The sequence below is a fragment of the Xanthomonas sp. NCPPB 1067 genome (assembly GCF_020783795.1).
GTDB lineage: Bacteria > Pseudomonadota > Gammaproteobacteria > Xanthomonadales > Xanthomonadaceae > Xanthomonas > Xanthomonas melonis.
Window position 1 is genome coordinate 20,908 of sequence record NZ_JAJGQG010000035.1, and the last position, 18,748, is coordinate 39,655.

At 67.5% G+C, this 18,748-nt stretch carries 18 protein-coding genes; 3 read left to right on the forward strand and 15 right to left on the reverse strand.

What is annotated here, in order from left to right:
* Positions 1-150: 150 nt before the first annotated feature.
* The 10 genes from hisIE to hisS all read right to left on the reverse strand — a co-directional run bounded on the left by hisIE (position 151) and on the right by hisS (position 9,660).
* Positions 151-771 (reverse strand): bifunctional phosphoribosyl-AMP cyclohydrolase/phosphoribosyl-ATP diphosphatase HisIE, encoded by a 621-nt coding sequence (hisIE, locus tag LL962_RS18760; RefSeq protein ID WP_228318008.1) that lies wholly within the window; start codon positions 769-771, stop codon positions 151-153.
* On the reverse strand, positions 761-1,537 hold the full coding sequence (hisF, locus tag LL962_RS18765) for an imidazole glycerol phosphate synthase subunit HisF (protein WP_104588856.1): 777 nt from the start codon (positions 1,535-1,537) through the stop codon (positions 761-763). The genes hisIE and hisF overlap by 11 nt, the downstream gene beginning before the upstream one ends.
* Positions 1,531-2,265 carry a 1-(5-phosphoribosyl)-5-[(5-phosphoribosylamino)methylideneamino]imidazole-4-carboxamide isomerase gene (gene hisA / locus LL962_RS18770; protein WP_228318009.1) on the reverse strand — a complete coding sequence of 245 codons (735 nt, stop codon included), beginning with the start codon at positions 2,263-2,265 and terminating at the stop codon, positions 1,531-1,533. Before hisA ends, hisF begins: the two co-directional genes overlap by 7 nt.
* Entirely contained in the window at positions 2,262-2,864 is a 603-nt protein-coding gene (hisH, locus tag LL962_RS18775) for an imidazole glycerol phosphate synthase subunit HisH (protein ID WP_228318010.1), read from the reverse strand. Before hisH ends, hisA begins: the two co-directional genes overlap by 4 nt.
* Positions 2,861-3,988 carry a bifunctional histidinol-phosphatase/imidazoleglycerol-phosphate dehydratase HisB gene (hisB, locus tag LL962_RS18780; RefSeq protein WP_228318011.1) on the reverse strand — a complete coding sequence of 376 codons (1,128 nt, stop codon included), beginning with the start codon at positions 3,986-3,988 and terminating at the stop codon, positions 2,861-2,863. The genes hisH and hisB overlap by 4 nt, the downstream gene beginning before the upstream one ends.
* Positions 3,985-5,073 carry a histidinol-phosphate transaminase gene (gene hisC, locus LL962_RS18785; RefSeq protein ID WP_228318012.1) on the reverse strand — a complete coding sequence of 363 codons (1,089 nt, stop codon included), beginning with the start codon at positions 5,071-5,073 and terminating at the stop codon, positions 3,985-3,987. Before hisC ends, hisB begins: the two co-directional genes overlap by 4 nt.
* Positions 5,070-6,365 (reverse strand): histidinol dehydrogenase, encoded by a 1,296-nt coding sequence (gene hisD / locus LL962_RS18790; RefSeq protein ID WP_228318013.1) that lies wholly within the window; start codon positions 6,363-6,365, stop codon positions 5,070-5,072. The genes hisC and hisD overlap by 4 nt, the downstream gene beginning before the upstream one ends.
* Complete coding sequence (hisG, locus tag LL962_RS18795; protein WP_104588862.1) at positions 6,362-7,276, reverse strand: ATP phosphoribosyltransferase; 915 nt, start codon at positions 7,274-7,276, stop codon at positions 6,362-6,364. The genes hisD and hisG overlap by 4 nt, the downstream gene beginning before the upstream one ends.
* Before the next feature lie 9 nt (positions 7,277-7,285).
* On the reverse strand, positions 7,286-7,612 hold the full coding sequence (locus tag LL962_RS18800) for a YerC/YecD family TrpR-related protein (protein ID WP_104588863.1): 327 nt from the start codon (positions 7,610-7,612) through the stop codon (positions 7,286-7,288).
* Between the two features lie 635 nt (positions 7,613-8,247).
* A complete protein-coding gene (hisS, locus tag LL962_RS18805; protein ID WP_228318014.1) occupies positions 8,248-9,660 on the reverse strand; it encodes a histidine--tRNA ligase in 1,413 nt (470 codons plus the stop codon).
* Between the two features lie 250 nt (positions 9,661-9,910).
* Between hisS and LL962_RS18810 the strand changes: the two genes are divergently transcribed.
* On the forward strand, positions 9,911-10,534 hold the full coding sequence (locus tag LL962_RS18810; RefSeq protein WP_228318021.1) for a helix-turn-helix domain-containing protein: 624 nt from the start codon (positions 9,911-9,913) through the stop codon (positions 10,532-10,534).
* Positions 10,535-10,624: 90 nt separating this feature from the next.
* Here the strand turns inward: LL962_RS18810 and LL962_RS18815 are convergent, their stop codons facing one another.
* Positions 10,625-11,365 (reverse strand): murein L,D-transpeptidase catalytic domain family protein, encoded by a 741-nt coding sequence (locus LL962_RS18815; RefSeq protein WP_228318015.1) that lies wholly within the window; start codon positions 11,363-11,365, stop codon positions 10,625-10,627.
* A gap of 102 nt (positions 11,366-11,467) precedes the next feature.
* Entirely contained in the window at positions 11,468-12,778 is a 1,311-nt protein-coding gene (gene thrC, locus LL962_RS18820) for a threonine synthase (protein ID WP_228318016.1), read from the reverse strand.
* Positions 12,779-12,930: 152 nt separating this feature from the next.
* On the opposite strand from thrC, the gene LL962_RS18825 reads away from it, so the two are divergent.
* Positions 12,931-13,245, forward strand: coding sequence for an EthD family reductase (locus LL962_RS18825; protein ID WP_228318017.1), 315 nt, complete (start codon positions 12,931-12,933; stop codon positions 13,243-13,245).
* Positions 13,246-13,325: 80 nt separating this feature from the next.
* On the opposite strand, the gene LL962_RS18830 is transcribed toward LL962_RS18825, so the two are convergent.
* The 3 genes from LL962_RS18830 to LL962_RS18840 all read right to left on the reverse strand — a co-directional run bounded on the left by LL962_RS18830 (position 13,326) and on the right by LL962_RS18840 (position 17,887).
* On the reverse strand, positions 13,326-14,291 hold the full coding sequence (locus LL962_RS18830) for a homoserine kinase (protein ID WP_228318022.1): 966 nt from the start codon (positions 14,289-14,291) through the stop codon (positions 13,326-13,328).
* Between the two features lie 26 nt (positions 14,292-14,317).
* Positions 14,318-16,825 (reverse strand): bifunctional aspartate kinase/homoserine dehydrogenase I, encoded by a 2,508-nt coding sequence (gene thrA, locus LL962_RS18835; RefSeq protein WP_104588868.1) that lies wholly within the window; start codon positions 16,823-16,825, stop codon positions 14,318-14,320.
* A gap of 561 nt (positions 16,826-17,386) precedes the next feature.
* The gene (locus LL962_RS18840; protein WP_228318018.1) at positions 17,387-17,887 is read right to left on the reverse strand and encodes a TspO/MBR family protein; all 501 of its coding nucleotides are present in this window, start codon (positions 17,885-17,887) and stop codon (positions 17,387-17,389) included.
* A gap of 704 nt (positions 17,888-18,591) precedes the next feature.
* On the opposite strand from LL962_RS18840, the gene LL962_RS18845 reads away from it, so the two are divergent.
* Positions 18,592-18,748 (forward strand): transposase (locus LL962_RS18845; protein WP_255626435.1); only part of this gene is annotated, 157 nt, incomplete at its 3' end.

Consider the following 18,748-nt stretch of genomic DNA (forward strand, 5'->3'; position numbering starts at 1 on the left):
CGGGGGCCGGGTTGGGTTACCGCAGTCTCTGGCGTGCCATCCGCGCAAGCCCGTCCATCTGGCGCAGCAACGCACCCGGGCGCGACGGGGCGTTACCGGTAAAGCCATCGCGCTCAGGCGCGCTCCAGCAGGGAGCGTTCCTGCGGATGATTACTTATGCCGCGACTCCAGCAACGCGACCGCGTCGCCCAGACCCAGCCCGCGCGCGCGCAACAGCACGATCAGGTGGTACAGCAGGTCGGCGGACTCGCCGAGCAACTCGGCATCGTCCTGCGCCACGCCGGCCAGCGCGGTTTCCACGCCCTCCTCGCCCACCTTCTGCGCGATGCGGCGAATGCCTTGCTCGAACAGCCTGGTGGTGTAACTGCCATGCGGGCGCTCCTGCGCACGCGTGGCGATCACCGCATCCAGGCTGCCAAGGAACTGCGCGGGCGCGCTCGGAAAACAGCTGGCGCGGCCCAGGTGGCAGGTCGGCCCGTGCGGGCGCGCCAGCACCAGGAGCGTATCGACATCGCAGTCGGCCTCGATCGAGACCACCCGCAGCACGTTGCCCGAGCTTTCGCCCTTGGTCCACAGACGCTGCTTGCTGCGGCTGAAGAAAGTGACCTCGCCGCGCTGTTGCGTCACTGCCAGGGCCTCGGCATTCATGTAGCCCAGCATCAACACGCGCAGGTTGTCGGCGTCCTGCACGATCACCGGCAACAAGCCATCGCCCTTGTTCCAGTCCAGCGTATCCAGAGCGCTGGCGGTTGTCCCGGTCTCACTGCCCATCACGTACCTCGATCTGTTGCGCGCGCAGGAACCGCTTGAGTTCCGGAATCGGAATCGCGCCGCTGTGGAACACGCTTGCGGCCAATGCCCCATCCACATCGGCCTGGTCGAACACGTCGGCGAAGTGCTGCATCTGCCCGGCACCGCCGGAGGCGATCAACGGCACCCGGCACAGTGCACGCACCTGACGCAGCTGGGCGATGTCGTAACCGCGACGTACGCCATCGTTGTCCATGCAGTTGAGCACGATCTCGCCCGCGCCCAGGCGCTGCGCCTCGGCCACCCAGTCCAGGGTGCGCATCGGCAGCGCCTGGGTCTTGCTCGGATCGCCGGTGTAGCGGCGCACGCGCCATTGCCCGTCGTCCTCGCTGATCGAGTCGATGCCCACCACCACGCATTGCACGCCGAAGGCATCGGCCAGTTCGGAGATCAATTGCGGGCGGCCCAGCGCAGGCGAATTGATCGAGATCTTGTCGGCACCGGCGTGCAGCACCGCACGCGCCGTTTCCACATCGCCAATACCACCGGCCACGCAGAACGGGATATCGATCAACCGCGCCACCCGCTCCACCCAGGTGTAATCGACCGAACGCCCTTCCGGGCTGGCACCGATGTCGTAGAACACCAACTCGTCGGCGCCCTGCGCGCGGTAACGCAGCGCCAGCTCGACGATGTCGCCCATGTCGATGTGGTCGCGGAACTTGACGCCCTTGACCACGCGACCATCGCGCACGTCCAGGCAGGGAATGATGCGCCGGCTCAGCATGCCAAGGCCTCGCCCAGATCCAGATGCCCTTCCAGCAAGGCCTTGCCGAGCACGATGCCCGCGCAGCCGGAGGCTTTGGCAGCGGCCACGTCGGCCAGGTTGCGCGCGCCGCCGGAGACCTGTACCTGCAACTGCGGCGCAAGCGCGCGCACGTGCGCGTACAGCGCCATGTTCGGCCCGGACAACATGCCGTCGCGCGCGATATCGGTGCACAGCAGATGCTGCAGACCCGCCTGCGCATAACGCACCGTCAGCTCATCGAGCGTGGCCTCGGCCGTCTCGGTCCATCCATGCACCGGCAACTGCCAGGCACCCGCAGCGTCCTGGCGCGTGTCCAGCGCAATGGTCAGCCGCTCGGCGCCGAATTCCTGCAACCAGGCGATCACCGTCTCGGCCTGGCGTACCGCCAGCGAACCGATCACCACGCGCGCGGCACCGGCATCGAGAATGCGCGCCACGTCGTCGCGCGAACGCACGCCGCCGCCGGTCTGTACCTGCAAGCCGGTCTGGCGGGTGATCTCGCCGAGCAGCGTGGCCAGCGTGTAGCCACCGGCCTTGGCCGCATCCAGATCGACCAGATGCATCCACTGCGCGCCGGCGTCGGCGAATGCCTGCGCACGCGGCAGCACATCGTCGCCGTAGCGGGTTTCGCGGGCGTAATCGCCTTGCAGCAGGCGCACCACGCGTCCATCGCGGATATCCAGCGCGGGGTAGACAGTGAAACTCATGGGAAGCTCATCTCGAGAAAATTGCGCAGGATGCGTGCACCGGTATCCGCCGAACGCTCGGGGTGGAACTGCGCGCCGCAGCGCAGCCCCTGTTGCACGACGGCAGTGAACAGACCGCCGTGATCGCAAGCGGCCACGGTATCGGCGGTCACCGGCGCCGCATAGCCGTGCACGAAATAGGCGCTGGCACGCTCCGGCAAACCGGCCAGCAGCGCGGACTCGCGCAGCGGCAGCAGCTGATTCCAGCCCATGTGCGGTACGCGGATGCCCAGCGCCGGCGTCATGTGGCGCACGATGCCCGGCAGCAGGCCAAGGCAGTCGACATCGCCTTCTTCGGAGTGTTCGAACAGCAATTGCATCCCCAGGCAGATACCGATCAAGGGCACCTGCAGCTGCTGCAATGGTTCGACCAAGCCTTGCGCACGCAGCCGCGCCATCGCCTCCGGTGCCGCACCGACGCCGGGCAGGATCACCCGCTGCGCGCCCTGCAGCCCCGCGGCATCGCGCACCACCCGTGCTTCCACGCCCAGCCGCTCCAGCGCATAGCGCACCGAGCCCAGATTGGCACCACCGGCATCGATCAGCGCAAGGTCGGTCATAGCGCGCCCTTGGTGGACGGCAAGGCGGTGCCTTCGCGACGGATCGCCTGGCGCAGCGCACGTGCCAGCGCCTTGAAGCAGGCTTCCACCTTGTGGTGATCGTTGTCGCCACGCACGCTCAGATGCAGATTCAAGCCGGAGGCATCGCAGATCGAACGGAAGAAATGCGGCACCAGCTCGGTCGGCATGTCGCCCACGCGCTCGCGCTTGAAGTCGCCGTCGAACACGAAGTACGGCCGGCCACTGAAATCCAGCGCGGCGCTGGCGATGGTTTCGTCCATCGGCAGGGTGAAGCCATGGTGTGCGCCCTCGCCTGCCGCAAGCCATGGGCTGTGCGACGGATCGAAGCCGTAGCGGCCGATGCCGCGCTTGTTGCCCAGCGCTTCGCGCAACGCCTGGCCCAGTGCCAGGCCGGTGTCTTCGATGGTGTGGTGCTCATCGATGTGCAGATCGCCCTCTGCACGGATGTCCAGCGCAAAGCCGCCGTGCTTGCCGATCTGCTCCAGCATGTGGTCGAAGAACGGCAGGCCGGTGGCGGTGTGCGGCTCGGCGACGCGGTCCAGATCCAGCTCCACACGGATGCGGGTTTCCTTGGTATTGCGCTGGACCACCGCGCGACGCGGCGCGTCGGCCAGTTCGTGTGCGATGCCGGGCCAGTCCCATTCGCCGCCGAACTCTGTGGTGCGCAGCTGGAACCCGCGGATATTGAGGTTCTGCGCAAACTGGATGTCGGTGATGCGGTCGCCCACCATCGCCGAGCGTGCCCAGTCGATGCTGCGGTCCTGCAGGTACGGCACCATCAACCCAATGCCGGGCTTGCGCGTGGGCGCATTGTCGGCCGGCCAGCTGCAGTCGATCAGCACTTCACGGAACTCGATGCCCTGGCTGGCGAAGATTTGCAGCATTAGGTCGTTCGGGCCATCGAACGCGGCGCGCGGGTAGCTGTCGCTACCCAGCCCGTCCTGGTTGGTGACGATCACGAACTGGTACCCCGCGTCACGCAGCTTGAGCATTGCCGGGATGACGTTGTCGACCAAGCGCAGCTTCTCGTAGGTATCGATCTGGTGATCGGCAGGCTCGGTGATCAACGTGCCATCGCGATCGACGAAGAGGATCGGTGTCATGCAGCCTCCTGCTTGCGCTGCAGCGCGCCCAGAACGCGTTCGTTCTGCTCGACCGTGCCCAGCGTAATGCGCAACGCATCGGAGAGGCACGGCACCGCGCGTTGGTCGCGCACCACCACCCCGGCTTCCAGCAGCGCCTGGAACGCAGCCTCGGCATCATCGAAGCGCACCAGCAGGAAGTTACCCTGCGATGCATAGACCCGACGTACGCCTGGCAGACCTGCCAGCGCCACGCGCATGCGCTCGCGTTCGCTGCGCAGCTCGGCAACGCGCCGGCGGGTCACCTCCAGTGCCGGCGCGGACAAGCCCTGCTCGGCCATCGCCGCGCACGGCGTGGGCACCGGGTACGGCGCCTGGCAGCGGCGCAGCAAGGCAATCAATTCGGCGTTGGCGATCAGGCTGCCGATCCGCGCGGCCGCCAGTGCATGGGCCTTGGACAAGGTGCGCAGCACGGCCAGGTTGTCGTAGCGATCGAGCAGACCGACCGCCGATGGCACATCTGAAAATTCGCCATAGGCTTCGTCGACGACCACCAATGCCTTGCCTTGCAGGGCCTGTAGTGCGGTTTCGATGTCCTGCAGCGCAATCGCCGAGCCGGCCGGGTTGGAGGGCGAGCACAGGAACACCAGCTTCGCCTTCGCCGCGAGCGCGGCCTCCACGATGGCCGGAATATCGGCATGGAAGCCATCGCGGCCATCGACCAGCGGCACCTCCATCAGCGGTGCGTTCTGCAGCCTGGCGCACACCGCATACATGCCGAACACCGGGGGGGTGACCACCACCGCATCGCGCTCGGGCACGCACAGACCGCGCACCAGCAGATCGATCCCCTCGTCGCTGCCACGGCCGATCAACAGCTGTTCCGGCGCACAGCCGTACAGCCCTGCAAGCGCATTGCGCAGGCCCTTGGGCTGCGGGTCCGGATAGCGGCGTGTGCTGCCCTGCGGATCGGCGGGGTTGCCCCAGGCCGACTCGTTGGCGTTGAGCCACACATCGCCCTGCAAGGCGCTGGTGCGCGCTGACGAATAACCGGCGAACGCACGCAGATCTTCGCGGACCAGATCCAGGATCGATGGCGTGCTCATGCGGCCACTCCCATCCGCAGCGCCACCGCATTGGCGTGCGCATCCAGCCCTTCGGCACGCGCCAGGATCAAGGCGCACTCGCCGATGCCGTCGATGCCGGCCTTGCTGGCCGCCTGCACGCTGAGCATGTTCTGGAAGCTGGCCACGCTCACGCCACTGTACGCGCGCGCCGCGCCGCTGGTCGGCAACACATGGTTGGTGCCGCTGCAGTAGTCGCCGAGCGCTTCCGGCGTGTAGTCGCCGAGGAACACCGAACCAGCGGCCTCGACCTGGCCCAGCCATGCACGCGGTTCGCGCAGCGCGAGGATCAAATGCTCCGGCGCATAACGGTTGCTGATCGCAAACGCTTCGTCGAGCGACTGCACCTTGATCAACCGCGATTGCGCCAGCGCCTGGCGCGCGATGTCGGCACGCGACAGCCTCGCCAGCTGTACCTCCAACTGCGCCTGCACCGCCGCGATCAACGCATCGCTATCGGACAACAGCAACACCTGCGAATCCGGGCCGTGTTCGGCCTGCGAAAGCAGGTCGGCGGCGACAAAGGCCGGTTGTGCACCGGCATCGGCGATCACCAGCACTTCCGACGGGCCGGCCGGCATGTCGATCGCCGCCGCACCGGACTGCGCCACCTGCTGCTTGGCTTCAGTGACATAGCTGTTGCCCGGCCCGAACAACTTGTCGCAGCCCGGCACCGACTCGGTGCCATAGGCCATCGCGGCGATCGCCTGCGCACCGCCGAGCTTGAACACCTGGCGCACGCCGGTGAGCTGCGCGGCGACCAGCACCGCCGGGTCCACGCTGCCGTCCTTGCGCGGCGGCGTGCACAACACCACTTCGCGGCAACCGGCCAGCCGTGCCGGCACACCGAGCATCAACGCGGTCGACGGCAATGGCGCGCTGCCGGCCGGCACATACAGGCCCACCCGGCCGATCGGCCGCACGATCTTTTCGCAGATCACGCCGGGCGCGGTTTCCACCGCATAGCCCTCGCTCATGCCCGCACGATGAAAGCTGTCGATCCGCGCCACTGCATCCTGCATGGCCTGGCGCAACTCCGGCGCCACCGCGGCGTCGGCAGCGGCGAACTCCGCTGCGGTGACGACGAAGCTGTCCAGCGATACGCCGTCGAAGCGCGCGGTGATCTCGCGCAATGCGGCGTCGCCGCGCGTGCGGACGTCGGCAATCAATGCAGCGACCGCATCACGCGTCTGCGTGGCCACGGTCTGTACCGGACGCGTCAATGCAGCGGCGCGTGCGGCGCTGTCCAATCGGGACCAATCGAGACCATTCATGCCAGCGAGCGCTCCACCGTCAACACCATCAAGCCTTGCGCACCTGCGCGTTCGAGTTCTTCCAGCCGTTGCCAGGTCACCGCACCGTGGCACATGGTCTGCAGGCGCAACGCGCCGTTGCCGTCGTCGGGCAGTTGCACCAATGGCTCGGCGTCGGGCAGCAGACGGCGCAGCGCCTCGACGTGGGTTTGCTCGGCGCGGAACATCAGCAGCTTGCTGTCGCGCAGCTTGAGCACCCCGTCCATGCGACGCAGCAACATCGCCAGCAGCGCGGCGCGTGCATCGGCCGGTTCGCGCACCGCGCCGGCCAGCACGGCCTCGCTTTCCATCACCAGTTCCACCGGCTTGAGCTGGTTGGCGGCCAGCGTGGCACCGCTGGAGACCAGATCGCAGATCAGATCGGCGGTGCCCAGGCGCGGGGCGATCTCCACCGAGCCGGACAGTTCCACTACCGTCGCCTCGATACCTTGTTGTTCCAGCCAGTCGGCCAGGATCGCCGGGTAGCTGGTGGCGATGCGCTTGCCGGCCAGTTGCGCCACGCCTTGCCAGTCCCACTCCTCCGGCACCGCCAGCATCAAGCGGCACTGGCCAAAGCCCATGCCGCGCACGGCGTGATACGCCGCCGGCAGGCCGTTGCGGCGGCGCTCGGCAGCCTGCTCGTCCAGCTCGTTCTGGCCGACGATGCCCAGGTCGCAGACGCCGTCGGCGATCAGGCCGGGAATATCGTCGTCGCGCACCAGCAACAGATCCACCGGCAGCGATTCGCCATAGCAGAACAATTTGTCGCGGCTCTGCCGCCAGCTCAGCCCGCAGGCCGCCAACAGGCTGCGCGCCGGCTCGGCCAGGCGGCCGCTCTTCTGGATGGCGATGCGCAACCGGTCGCGTGCCGGTGCTGCCGTGGAAGCACTCATCGTGTTCTCTCAGTGGGATTCGACAGGGCGCGCGGCTTGCTCGCGCAGGGCTGCGGCATAACCGCCGGCGCCATGGTCCAGGGTGCGCGCAACGCGCCCGATGGTGGTCACGCTGACCTGGGTCAGCTCGTGGATCTCGCGGTACGGCACGCCCTTGATCAGCAATGGCACCACCCGCCAGCGATCGGTCATGGCCTCCAGCTCTGCAGGCGTGCACAGGTCACGCAGGAAGGCCTCGACCGCGCCAGGCTCACGCAGGCAAGCCAGCGCCTCGGACAGCATCTGCAGCGAGGCGGCAATGTCGGTGGATTCGCGGGGTGCGGGACGTTGTTTCATTGCGTTAACGTAATAGCGTACTAGTACATTAACGCAAGCAGGCGCGATTGTCACCCCGTGGCCAGCATGTTCCTTCCCCCGCCTGCGGGGCAAGGTGCCCAAAGGGCGGGTGGGGCAAGCGCTGGTGATCTTCCAGCTGGGTCGCAACAGCCAGAGCCCCCCTCATCCGGCGCTGCGCGCCACCTTCTCCCGCAAGCGGGAGAAGGGGACGAGTGGCAGAAAGGAGGAAAAATCGGCTGCTCCCTTCTCCCGCTCGCGGGGGAAGGTGCCCGAAGGGCGGATGGGGGCGAGGCGCTGGCGATCTTCCGGCTGGGTCGAAACAACCAGAGCCCCCTCATCCGGCGCTGCGCGCCACCTTCTCCCGCAAGCGGGAGAAGGAACGAGTGGCAGAAAGGGGAAAATCTGTGCTTCCTTCCCCCGCTCGCGGGGGAAGGTGCCCGAAGGGCGGATGGGGGCAAGCGCTGGCGATCTTCCAGCTGGGTCGCAACAACCAGAGCCCCCTCATCCGGCGCTGCGCGCCACCTTCTCCCGCAGGCGGGAGAAGGGACGGGTGGATGACCGGCGCTGCGCACCAGTTCTCCCGCAAGCGGTAGGAGCAACTGGACAGCGGCGCTCTATCAGCGCCGCGCTCGGCCCTACGGCATCACCTTGGCCTGCTCAAGCTCTACCTGCAACGTGCTCGCCAGCTCGTCACGAGACACCTCGAACTGCTGCTCACGCACCAGATCCTTCACCGCCACCACGCCGCGGGCCAGTTCGTCGTCACCGGCCAGCACCACGAAGCGGATGCCGGCACGGGCGGCGTACTGGAACTGCTTGCCGATCTTCTTCGGCTCCATCTGCACTTCGGTGTTGATGCCGCCAATGCGCAGCCGGCGTGCGATGTCCAGCGCATCGTCCAGGCGCGTTTCATCCATCAGCGCCACCATCGCCTGCACGCTGCTCTCGGCAATGTCCTGGATCAAGCCGGCCTCGCGCAGCTGCCAGAACAGCCGGGTCAGGCCGATCGAAATGCCCACGCCGGGCAGCTTGGACTTGGTGTAGTGGCTGGCCAGGCTCTCGTAACGGCCGCCCGAGCAGATCGAGCCGATCTGCGGATGGTCGGTCAGCGTGGTCTCGTAGACGGTGCCGGTGTAGTAATCCAGCCCGCGTGCGATCGAGAAATTCAGGCAGTACGCGCTTTCGGGCACGCCCAGCGCCTTGACCAGCCCGAGCACTTCACGCAACTCGGCAATGCCCTCGCCCAACGTGGCGCTGGCGCCTGCCGAGGTTTCCAGCGCCTGCAACTGCGCCAGCGCATCGGCATGTCCGTTCGAACGCACGGCGACGAAGTCCAGAATCTTGGCGACCTGCTCGGCCGCAATGCCGAAGCCCTCGCCCACCAGCGTATCGCGCACATAGTCGGCGCCGCGCTTGTCGATCTTGTCCACCTCGCGCAACACCGCCAGTTGCAGCTCGCCCTCGGCCACGCCAAGGCTTTCGAAGAACCCACGCAGTAACTTGCGGTTGTTCAACTGCACCTTGAAATCGCCGATGCCCAGTTCGGCGAACACCGCGTGGATCACCGCCAGCACTTCGGCGTCGTAGCGGATGCTCAACGCATCCTTGCCGATCACGTCGATGTCGCACTGATAGAACTCACGGAAACGCCCGCGCTGCGCGCGCTCGCCGCGGTACACGCGCTGCATCTGGTAACGACGGAACGGAAAGCTCAAGTCGTGCTCGTGCTCGGCGACATAACGCGCCAGCGGCACGGTCAGGTCGAAGCGCAATGCGAGTTCGGGCAAGCCGCCATGGTCGGCACCCTCGTCGGCCGCCGCGGCCGCGTTGGCCAGCGCACCGGTGGACTGCACGAAGTACACCTGGCGCTCGGTCTCGCCGCCGGATTTGGTCAGCAGCACATCGGACAGCTCGAACACCGGGGTCTCCACCGGCAGGAACCCGAACCGCTCGTAGTTGCGGCGGATGACGTCCAGCATGCGCTGGAACGCGATCTGCTCGCGTGGCAGCAATTCCATGATGCCGGGCGGCGTACGGGGCTTGATCACGAGCGGAACTCCTGCAGGACGACGTGGGGGCGAGCCGACAATTCTACCGGTTGGGCGGGCGGACTGACCGCATGGCGTATCATTCCCGCGCGTCCCAGGCAGTGCGTGACCCATGTACCGTCAGCTTTCAGATCCCAGCGTGACCTGCCAGGCGCCCGGCGCGGCCGCCACCACCCATGCACGCCTGTCCGATTGCATGCTGTGCGCGGTCCGCGGCCGGGCGATCTGTGCGGCGCTGTCGCCAGTGGAAATGCAGGCGCTGGACCAGGCCACCAGCAGTTCGGTGCATGCGCCCGGCAACACGCTGGTCCGGGCCGGCGAGCCCCGTCATCACGTCTACACCGTCACCTCCGGCGCCTTGCGCATGGTGCGCACCCTGGCCGACGGCCGCCGCCAGATCACCGGCTTCGTCCTGCCCGGCGACTACGTGGGGCTGACCGAGACCCCGCAGCACCGGCACGATATCGAAGCCATCGTCGAAACCCGGGTCTGTCGCACGCCGATGACGCAGATGCGCCAGTTGCGCGAGCGCTATCCACAGTTGGAGCGCAAGCTGCTGCAGCGCGCCAGCATGGAGTTGGCCGCCGCACAGGACACCGGCCTGGTGCTGGCGCGGTTGCAGCCCGGCGAGCGGCTGGCGCACTTCCTGCTGCGATTGGCCGCCCGCTCCACCCAGCCCGGCGCCACCGGCGATACTGTGGCACTACCGATGAGCCGCAGCGACATCGCCGACCATCTCGGCCTGACCATGGAAACGGTGAGCCGCACGTTCACCAAACTCAGGCAGCAGCAACTGATCGCGCTGCCGCAGCTGCATCTGGTGCAGATCCTCGATTACGCGGCACTGCGCAGCCTGGCCGGCGAAACGGTCTGAAGAAGCGCCTCGCTGTCTTTCTCACGATGTAGAGCGCGGCAGGTGGCAGTCACGATCCGGCCTCTGCGCCGGAACATCGTCGCCAGTGCCTCAATGCCCGCCAACCGCCGCCACTGCCTTACCGCATCCGCCATGCAGCAGCTGTGACTGCCGCAGCCAAGTGCGGTCGGGGTAATAGGCGAACACGAATGCACCGTCGCGCAAGGTGTCGATCAGTTGCCTGGCCACCGCCGGCCGTACCGCCGGGCAACCCAGGCTGCGGCCGAGCCGGCCCTGACTACGGATGATCGCCTCGCTCACGTAGGGCGCGCCGTGGATGACGATGGCGCGGTCGCGCGCATGGTCGTTGAACCCCGGTTCCAGACCCTTGAGGCGCAATGAATAGCCGTTCTGGCCGGTGTACGACTCTTGCGCGGTGAACGCGCCCAGGCTGGACTGGAAGCTGCCGTCGGTGTTGGAGAACGTCGCGGCCAGGTTCTCGCCGGTATTGCGCCCATGCGCCACCCATTCCTTGAACAGCAGCCGCTGCCGCGCCAGATCGAACACCCAGAGCCTGCGCTCGGTCGACGGCCGGCTGTAATCGATCACGCTGAGTACGCGGTCGTCGCCCACCTGTTGGCGCTGCCGTGCGCAATGCAAGGCTTCGGTGGCCAGCGCCAGCACCTTGCGATCCAGCGCTGGCGCCTGGCGCGCCAGCGCATCGATCAATCCGGCACGCGGTGCGCCCAACGGCGCCACCGGCGAGGCGGCCATGGCGTCGGCGGCCTGTGCCGCGCCGGCCGCTGACCATCCGCACAACGCGGTGGCAACGGCGATCACTCGAAAACCCATGCTGCAATCCACATCGAACGCGGCGCCACGCCGGGCCCGCACCTGCCTAGAAATAGCCGCCCGCGCGTCAGTTTCCAACCCCGGGGGGCTGAACGCGTTCGGTCAGGCGGCCTCGGCAAGCAGGCGCTGCCGCAGCGCTGCATAGTCCGGCGCCAGCGGCTCGGCGTGTGCCGGGCGCCGCAACAACGCCGCCAGGGCCGGCGGAACCTCCACCGGCGCACCGATCAGCGGCTCCACCACGCCCTCGAACTTGGCCGGGTGCGCGGTGGCCGCCACCGCCCAGTCGCCGCTCACGCCCTCGGCGCCTTCTGCGCGCAGTTGTTCCAGCACGTGCACCGCGGTGGCAGTGTGCGGGCAATGCACTTCGCCGCAGTGCGCGTGGCGCTGCCGGATGGTGTGGCCGATCGCCGCATCGTCCACCGACAGGGCGCGGAAGGCCTCGCGCAGGGCCGCGTCGTCGCCCTGGTACAACCAGCGCAGGCGTTCGAAGTTGCTCGGTGCGCCCACGTCCATCGCATTGGCCAGCGTCGCCACGCTGGGTTGCGGCGCGTACTCGTCGCCAGCGAAGTAATCCGGCAACACTTGGTTGGCATTGGATGCCAGTGCAATCTCGCCCAACGGGATGCCGAGCGCGCGCGCCAGGATGGCGGCCAAGCCGTTGCCCAGGTTGCCGGTGGGCACCACCAGATTCAACACGCTGCCGGACGCGGCATGGTGCTGCAGGGCCGCGTGCGCGTAATAGCTCATCTGCGGCAGCAAGCGGCCCAGGCTGATGCTGTTGGCCGAGCTCAAGGGCACCTGCGCCTGCAGCGACGCATCGTTCAAGGCCTGCTTGACCATCGCCTGGCAATCGTCGAACGAACCGGCCACGCGCAGGGCCTGGATGTTGTCGCCGAAACAGCCGAGCTGATGCGCCTGCCGTGGCGAGACGCGGCCATCCGGGTATAGCACCACCACCCGCAGCCCGGGCTGGCGATGGAAGGCGGCCGCCACCGCCGCACCGGTATCGCCGGAGGTGGCGACCAGGATGGTGAGCGGGCGGTCCTCGGCCCGTCGCAGGCGGGTCAGGCAGGCCGCCAGGAACCGCGCACCGAAATCCTTGAACGCGGCGGTGGGCCCATGAAACAGCTCCAATGCGTAATCGCCGGGGGTGGCCAGCGGCACCAGCGGTGCCGGGAAATCGAAGGCTTCGGCGCAGATGGCCGGCAACTCGGCGGCCAACGCATCGCCGGCGAACAGCGGCTGCAGCAGCGTGGTGGCGGTGGCGGCCAGATCGGCGCCGGCAACCAGCGTGCGCGTCGGCGGCAGCGTCTGCGGCACATACAAGCCGCCATCGGGCGCCAATCCGGCAGCGATCGCCTGGCTCAGGCTTGCGGCGGGCGCCCCCCCACGGGTGGAAATGAACATCAGCATGACTCCAGACAGGAAGAAGACCGGGCCTGGCCCGGCGATGCGATCGGTGAACAGGCACCCAGGGCGCCTATGCTCTGCGTATGTGCCAGCCCGGTCACTCGCCCCGGGCGGTGCGGCGCTATGCTGCGCGCACCCTTCCGTGGAGCCGGCAGATGGTCAAGGTCAGCGTGATGTATCCCTACCGCGAAGGCGCGCGTTTCGACCACAGCTACTACCGCGACCGTCACATGCCGCTGGTGAGCGCGCGCATGGGCGCAGCCTGCCTGAAATACACCGTGGACAAAGGCATCAGCGGCGGCGAAGCCGGCAGCGCCCCGGCCTTCATCGGCATGTGTCACATCTTCTGTGCGTCGGTCGAGACCTTCAACGCCGGCTTCGGCCCGCATGCGGCCGAGATCCTGGGCGACATCGCCAACTACACCGATCTGACGCCGGTGCTGCAGATCAGCGAGGTCGTGGTCGAGTGAGGCCTGCGCGGCATGCCGCCTGCCCGACACTGCGCGGGCGATAGGCCGCATGCAATCCGATTGCGTGTTGCGGTGAGCAGTCATTCGATCAACCGCGCTGCCGGACTGGCGATCGGCGATACCCAAAACTGACTTTCCAGCCCCGCTGCGGCGAATCCTGCCTGGACCGCCGGCGCGGCGGCCTGGGCGGCCGCACGGGTTTCGAACCACGCAAACACGCTGGGCCCGGCCCCGGAAATGCTGGCGCCAAGAGCACCGTGCTCGAGCGCGGCCTGTTTGGCATCGGCAAAACCGTCGATCAGCGGCGCGCGCCGCGGTTCGATCAGCACATCGCGCAGGCCGGCGCGCACCAGATCGGCATCGCCGGCATGGCAGCCGGCCAGCACCAGCGCAAGGTTGCTGCTCTGGGCGACGAACTCGCGCAACTGATAGGCGCCGGCCAGGGCGTCGCGTGCCCGTCGGGTTTCCAGCACCGCCTCCGGGTGCACCAGCAGGCTATGCCAGCCCGCCGGCACCGCGATCGGCACCAGCCGTTCCAGCGTGCACAGCACCAGCCCACCCAGGAATAGCGGCCCCAGGTTGTCACCATGCCGGCTACCGCTGGCGACCGCCTCCCCGTCGAGTGCGTGCTGGTAGAGCTGCGCGTGGCTCAGCGGCGTTTCCAGCAGCGCATTGGCGGCCACCAGCGCAGCCACGCACGAGGCTGCCGAGCCTCCCATGCCCGAACTCAAGGCGATGCCCTTGTCGATCTCCACTTCGAAGCCGTACGGCAGCTGCAAGGCCGCACGCAGCGACATCAACGCCGCGCCTGCCGTGTTGCGCTCGGCCTCCAGCGGCAGCGCGACGGTGGTGCCGCGAATGGCGGCGATGCGCACCTGCGGTGCGGCGATGCGCCGTACGGTCACCGTGTCGCCGACGCCTTCGACCGGATAACCGAGCAGATCGAAGCCCACCGCCACGTTGGCCACCGAGGCAGGCGCAAACGCGCGCGCCTGCTGCAGTACGCCGGCAGTCGCGACAGGCCTTGCCTCCCCTGCCTCTGACAGCGGCGGTTGGCTGATGACGGATCGATTCACAAGCGCGCCCCCTCGCCCGCTGCCACCCGCAACAGATCGGCGAACACGCCGGCGGCCGTCACTTCCGGGCCGGCCCCAGGTCCCTGCACCACCAGAGGGTTTTCGCAATAGCGGCGCGTGGTGAACTGCACCACGTTGTCGGTCAGGCGCAGATTGGCGAAGGCGTGATCGGCGGGCAGCTCCACCAGGCCCACGCTGGGCGCGCGATCCGGCGGCAGCTGCGCCACGTAGCGCAGCACGTTGCCGCGCGCACGCGCATCGCGCAGGCGCTGCGCGAACACTGCATCCACCTCGGACAGCCGGGCCATGAAATCGTCCACGCTGGCCTGACGCAGGGCTTCGGGCACCAGGCTTTCCACCTGTACGTCTTCCAGGCTGATCGCCCGGCCGGCTTCGCGGGCCAGGATCACCAGCTTGCGCGCCACGTCCACGCCGGACAGATCGTCGCGGGGGTCCGGCTCGGTATACCCCATGCCGCGCGCCTGCGTGACCAGTTCGGCGAACGGCACGCTACCGTCGTACTTGTTGAACAACCACGCCAGCGTGCCGGAGAAGATGCCCTCGATCGAGGTCACCGTATCGCCGGTGTCGACCAGATCGCGCAGCGTGGTGATCACCGGCAGGCCGGCGCCCACGGTGGCTTCGTAGCGGAAGCGCGCACCGCTGGCATCGGCAGCAGCACGAATCGCCTCGAAGCGTTCCAGCGGGCCGGAACCGGCCTGCTTGTTCGGCGTCACCACATGGATGCCGGCAGCCAGCCAGCCCGCATAGCGGTCGGCCACTTCGGCGCTGCCGCTGCAATCGATGATCACCGTATGCGGCAGATGCGCCGACAGCAAGTGCGTGGTGAAGCGCTCCAGGTCGGTGGGCGTGGCGGCAGCGGCGAACGCATCGCGCCAGTCGCCGACCAGGCCGCGCTCGTCCAGCAGCATGCGTCCGCGCGAGACCACCGCGCGCAGCCGCAGATCCAGGTTGGCCTTGCCCAGCAACTGCGGTTGCGCAACGCGCAGTTGATCCAGCAGCGCGGCACCGACATTGCCGGGACCGATCACACCCACCGAGAACGTCTGCGGCGACAACCAGAAACCGGCATGCGCCGCGCGCAAGGCCTTGGTCGCGTGCGCGGCATCGATCGCCACCGAGATATTGCGTTCGGACGAGCCCTGGGCGATTGCCAGGATGTTGACCTGCGCGCGCCCCAGCGATTCGAACAGGCGCGCCGCCACGCCGGGCTGGCCGGCCATGCCATCGCCCACCGCTGCCAGCACGCTGATGCCCGTGGTCAGCTGCACACGCTGCACCTGGCCCACGGTGAGTTCATGCGCGAAGGCCTGCAGCAGCGCACTGCGCGCGCGCTCGGCCTCATGCTGCTTGACCACGCAGCAGATCGAATGCTCCGAAGACCCCTGCGAGATCATCACCACCGACACCTGCGCCGTGCGCAGCGCCGCGAACACGCGCTCGGCCGTACCCGGCACGCCGATCAGGCCAGTGCCCTCCAGATTGAGCACGGCCAGATCCGGACTCAGGGTCAGGCCCTTGATCGGCCCGCTCACGGCGCTGTCGGCGGTGATGCGCGTGCCTGGATGCTCGGGCTGGAAGGTGTTGCGGATGATGATCGGCAGCCCGCGCTCGATCGCCGGCGACATGGTCTGCGGGTGCACTACCTTGGCGCCGAAATACGCCAGCTCGCAGGCTTCGTCGTAGCTCAGCGTTTCCAGCTGCACCGCTTCGGGCACCACCCGTGGGTCGGCCGAGAGCACGCCATCCACGTCGGTCCAGATATGCAGCTCGTCGGCATCGAACAGCGCCGCGAAGATCGCACCGGAATAATCGCTGCCGTTGCGGCCCAGCGTGGTGATGCGATCGGCACGGTCGCGCGCCACGAACCCGGTGACCACCACGCGCGTCTGCGGATGCGCCTGGCGCCAGGTGGCCAGGCGCTGCGCGCTCACCTGCCAGTCCACATCCACGCCCAGCTCGCCGCGATCGACCACCAGCACCTCACGCGCATCCAGCACCGCGCAGTCTTCGCCAAGCGCGCGGAAGTGGTCGCCCAGCAACTGCGCCGAATACACCTCGCCCAGGCCCTGCACGCGATCGAGCACCTCGCGCGGCAGCTCGCCGATCACCGCCAGGGCGCCAAGGATCTGCGACAGATGCTCGAAGCGTTCGTCCAGCCACTCCACCGTCGGCCCGGAGTGCTCGCCCAGCAACGCCACTGCCGCACCGCGATGGCGTGCGCGGGTTTCGTGCCAGCGCTCGCGCCATTCGGGGCGATTGTGCGCGGCCAGTTCGGCCAGCTCGATCAAGGCATCGGTGACGCCCTTCATTGCCGAAACCACGGTGACCTGCATCGGCTCGTCGCGGGCGAGCAACAGCCGCGCAACATGCCGGTAGCGCTCGGCATCGGCGACCGAGGTGCCGCCGAATTTATGCACCACGGTGCGGAGGGATGGCGCCGACGCGGCGGCGGGGTCGAGCGAAACAGCGGGCGATGACATCGACAGACCTCGTTGGGGAGGCCCCGTCCGCATCAGGTGAGAGGGAAACCCCCGCATCCTGATCCGGGTGCGGGGCCGTTGTTTTCGGAAGTTACGCGAAGACGACGGGCCGCACCGGGCAAATGGTGACGGTAGTAATGGTGGTGGTAATACCGGCCATGCCCATGCCGGCCCGCAGCGAGGGCTGGCAAGGTTGCGAAGCGATGGCGAGGGCATTGACCATGCATGCAAAAGACATCACCGAACCGAAGCCTGTCAAGCATGGCGTGCATGGGCGAACCTGCACGCACGGCGCCTGCGACAGAAAACCTTGCCGGTCAGGGATTTAAGCACGACGCCCGCAAGCAATTGATTACCATGGAAACTTTTGAAGCATTCGTCGGTAACCGACATGCGCAGGTTTCGCACACGGGCCAGTGCCACGGGACCGCTCGGTGGACGGTATTGCTCGCAAGCGCCATGGCATTCCAACCGCTGCGGTTACTTCGGCCGGAGCGACAGATCGTCGTGGTGATCTGCGTGTTTGATAAGGGATCAAGCGATCCGTTGAGTGACACCGGATCAGCCGAGGACCTGAGGATTGAGTTGCCACACCGCGAAGTTGAGCGCGGCCGCGAAGCTCACCCATGCCAGGTAGGGCAGCAACAACCATGCCGCCAGCGCATGCCGTTTCGCAAACGCACCGATGGTGGCCGCCAGCACCAGCCACAGCGCCACGATGTCCGCGAACGCCCACGCGCCCAGATGCCACGCAAAGAACAACCAGCTCCACAGCCCGTTGAGTGCGAGCTGCGCGACGAACAGGGTCAGCGCCGCGCGCGCGCCAGTCCATCCTCCGCCTCGCCACACCAGCCACACCGACACCGCCATCATCCCGTACAACACCGTCCACACCGGCCCGAACAGCCATCCCGGTGGCGCCCATGCCGGGCGAACCAGCTCCGCGTAGAAACTTGCGGCCTGGATGGAGGCCATGGCGCCCAGTCCGGCAATGGCATAGCACAGCGCCAACCAGCCCAGCAGGCCAAGCCATCGTGTTTGTTTGGAAGTCGTGTGTTGCATGGTGCATCCGCTCGCTTCGAGGGCGACCACATTGCCAGGGCGCTTGTGCAGACCGCGCGCATGCCGACCGGCTGCCCAGCTTGCGGACGTTGCGCATGCCTGGCCATGGGTCAGCAAGCCTGCCCGGACTGCGCGATCGACCGAACTGAGTTGTTCTTCGCACGCCCTCGAAACACGCAGCACCCAGCTGGCTCGGCGGTTGGCCTCGGCGAGCAGGCTGCCTGGCGAACACACACCCGCCAGGTCCTGTCGCGCGCCGCGCAATGTCTGGGCTCAGCCCCCAGCGCAAATGATCGCAACGTGCGCGCAGGCCTGACGGGCGGGCTCCCGTTCGTCAACCTGCAATGTCTACGACATCGCTCCGATCCTGCGCGCTACCCAGCCCTGCGGCTGACGCATCGACGACGTGGCGCGCCACGTTCACCGCGGCATCGATACCGGGGGTCACACGCGATGGGTGGTCGCCGCTCTGCTCGAGATGGGTAGACACCTCCGACCCTCGGCTGAGCGTCAGGTCCACCGGGCATCGATCGGCGATCGCCAGCAGCTTGTTTCGCTGTTCTTCGTCCAGCGGACCGACGTCCCCCCCAGTTTGAGTAGCACCTTGGTTTGGAGTCCAATTCCCTACCCCGAGGAGATTGGACGTGAAGAAGCGTTTTTCTGAAGAACAGATCATCGGCTTCCTGCGCGAAGCCGAGGCCGGCATGGCAATCAAGGACCTGTGCCGACGGCATGGGTTCAGCGAGGCCTCCTACTACCTGTGGCGCAGCAAGTTCGGCGGCATGAGTGTGCCCGATGCCAAGCGGCTCAAGGATCTGGAGGCCGAGAACACGCGGCTGAAGAAGTTGCTGGCCGAGCGGC

What these genes read in the sequence shown, in the direction of transcription:
- hisIE (WP_228318008.1), bottom strand. Translation starts at nt 771, where the DNA reads ATGGGCAGTGAGACCGGGACAACCGCCAGCGCTCTGGATACGCTGGAC.
- hisF (WP_104588856.1), bottom strand. Translation starts at nt 1,537, where the DNA reads ATGCTGAGCCGGCGCATCATTCCCTGCCTGGACGTGCGCGATGGTCGC.
- hisA (WP_228318009.1), bottom strand. Translation starts at nt 2,265, where the DNA reads ATGAGTTTCACTGTCTACCCCGCGCTGGATATCCGCGATGGACGCGTG.
- hisH (WP_228318010.1), bottom strand. Translation starts at nt 2,864, where the DNA reads ATGACCGACCTTGCGCTGATCGATGCCGGTGGTGCCAATCTGGGCTCG.
- hisB (WP_228318011.1), bottom strand. Translation starts at nt 3,988, where the DNA reads ATGACACCGATCCTCTTCGTCGATCGCGATGGCACGTTGATCACCGAG.
- hisC (WP_228318012.1), bottom strand. Translation starts at nt 5,073, where the DNA reads ATGAGCACGCCATCGATCCTGGATCTGGTCCGCGAAGATCTGCGTGCG.
- hisD (WP_228318013.1), bottom strand. Translation starts at nt 6,365, where the DNA reads ATGAATGGTCTCGATTGGTCCCGATTGGACAGCGCCGCACGCGCCGCT.
- hisG (WP_104588862.1), bottom strand. Translation starts at nt 7,276, where the DNA reads ATGAGTGCTTCCACGGCAGCACCGGCACGCGACCGGTTGCGCATCGCC.
- LL962_RS18800 (WP_104588863.1), bottom strand. Translation starts at nt 7,612, where the DNA reads ATGAAACAACGTCCCGCACCCCGCGAATCCACCGACATTGCCGCCTCG.
- LL962_RS18810 (WP_228318021.1), top strand. Translation starts at nt 9,911, where the DNA reads ATGCAGGCGCTGGACCAGGCCACCAGCAGTTCGGTGCATGCGCCCGGC.
- LL962_RS18815 (WP_228318015.1), bottom strand. Translation starts at nt 11,365, where the DNA reads ATGGGTTTTCGAGTGATCGCCGTTGCCACCGCGTTGTGCGGATGGTCA.
- thrC (WP_228318016.1), bottom strand. Translation starts at nt 12,778, where the DNA reads ATGCTGATGTTCATTTCCACCCGTGGGGGGGCGCCCGCCGCAAGCCTG.
- LL962_RS18825 (WP_228318017.1), top strand. Translation starts at nt 12,931, where the DNA reads ATGGTCAAGGTCAGCGTGATGTATCCCTACCGCGAAGGCGCGCGTTTC.
- thrA (WP_104588868.1), bottom strand. Translation starts at nt 16,825, where the DNA reads ATGTCATCGCCCGCTGTTTCGCTCGACCCCGCCGCCGCGTCGGCGCCA.
- LL962_RS18840 (WP_228318018.1), bottom strand. Translation starts at nt 17,887, where the DNA reads ATGCAACACACGACTTCCAAACAAACACGATGGCTTGGCCTGCTGGGC.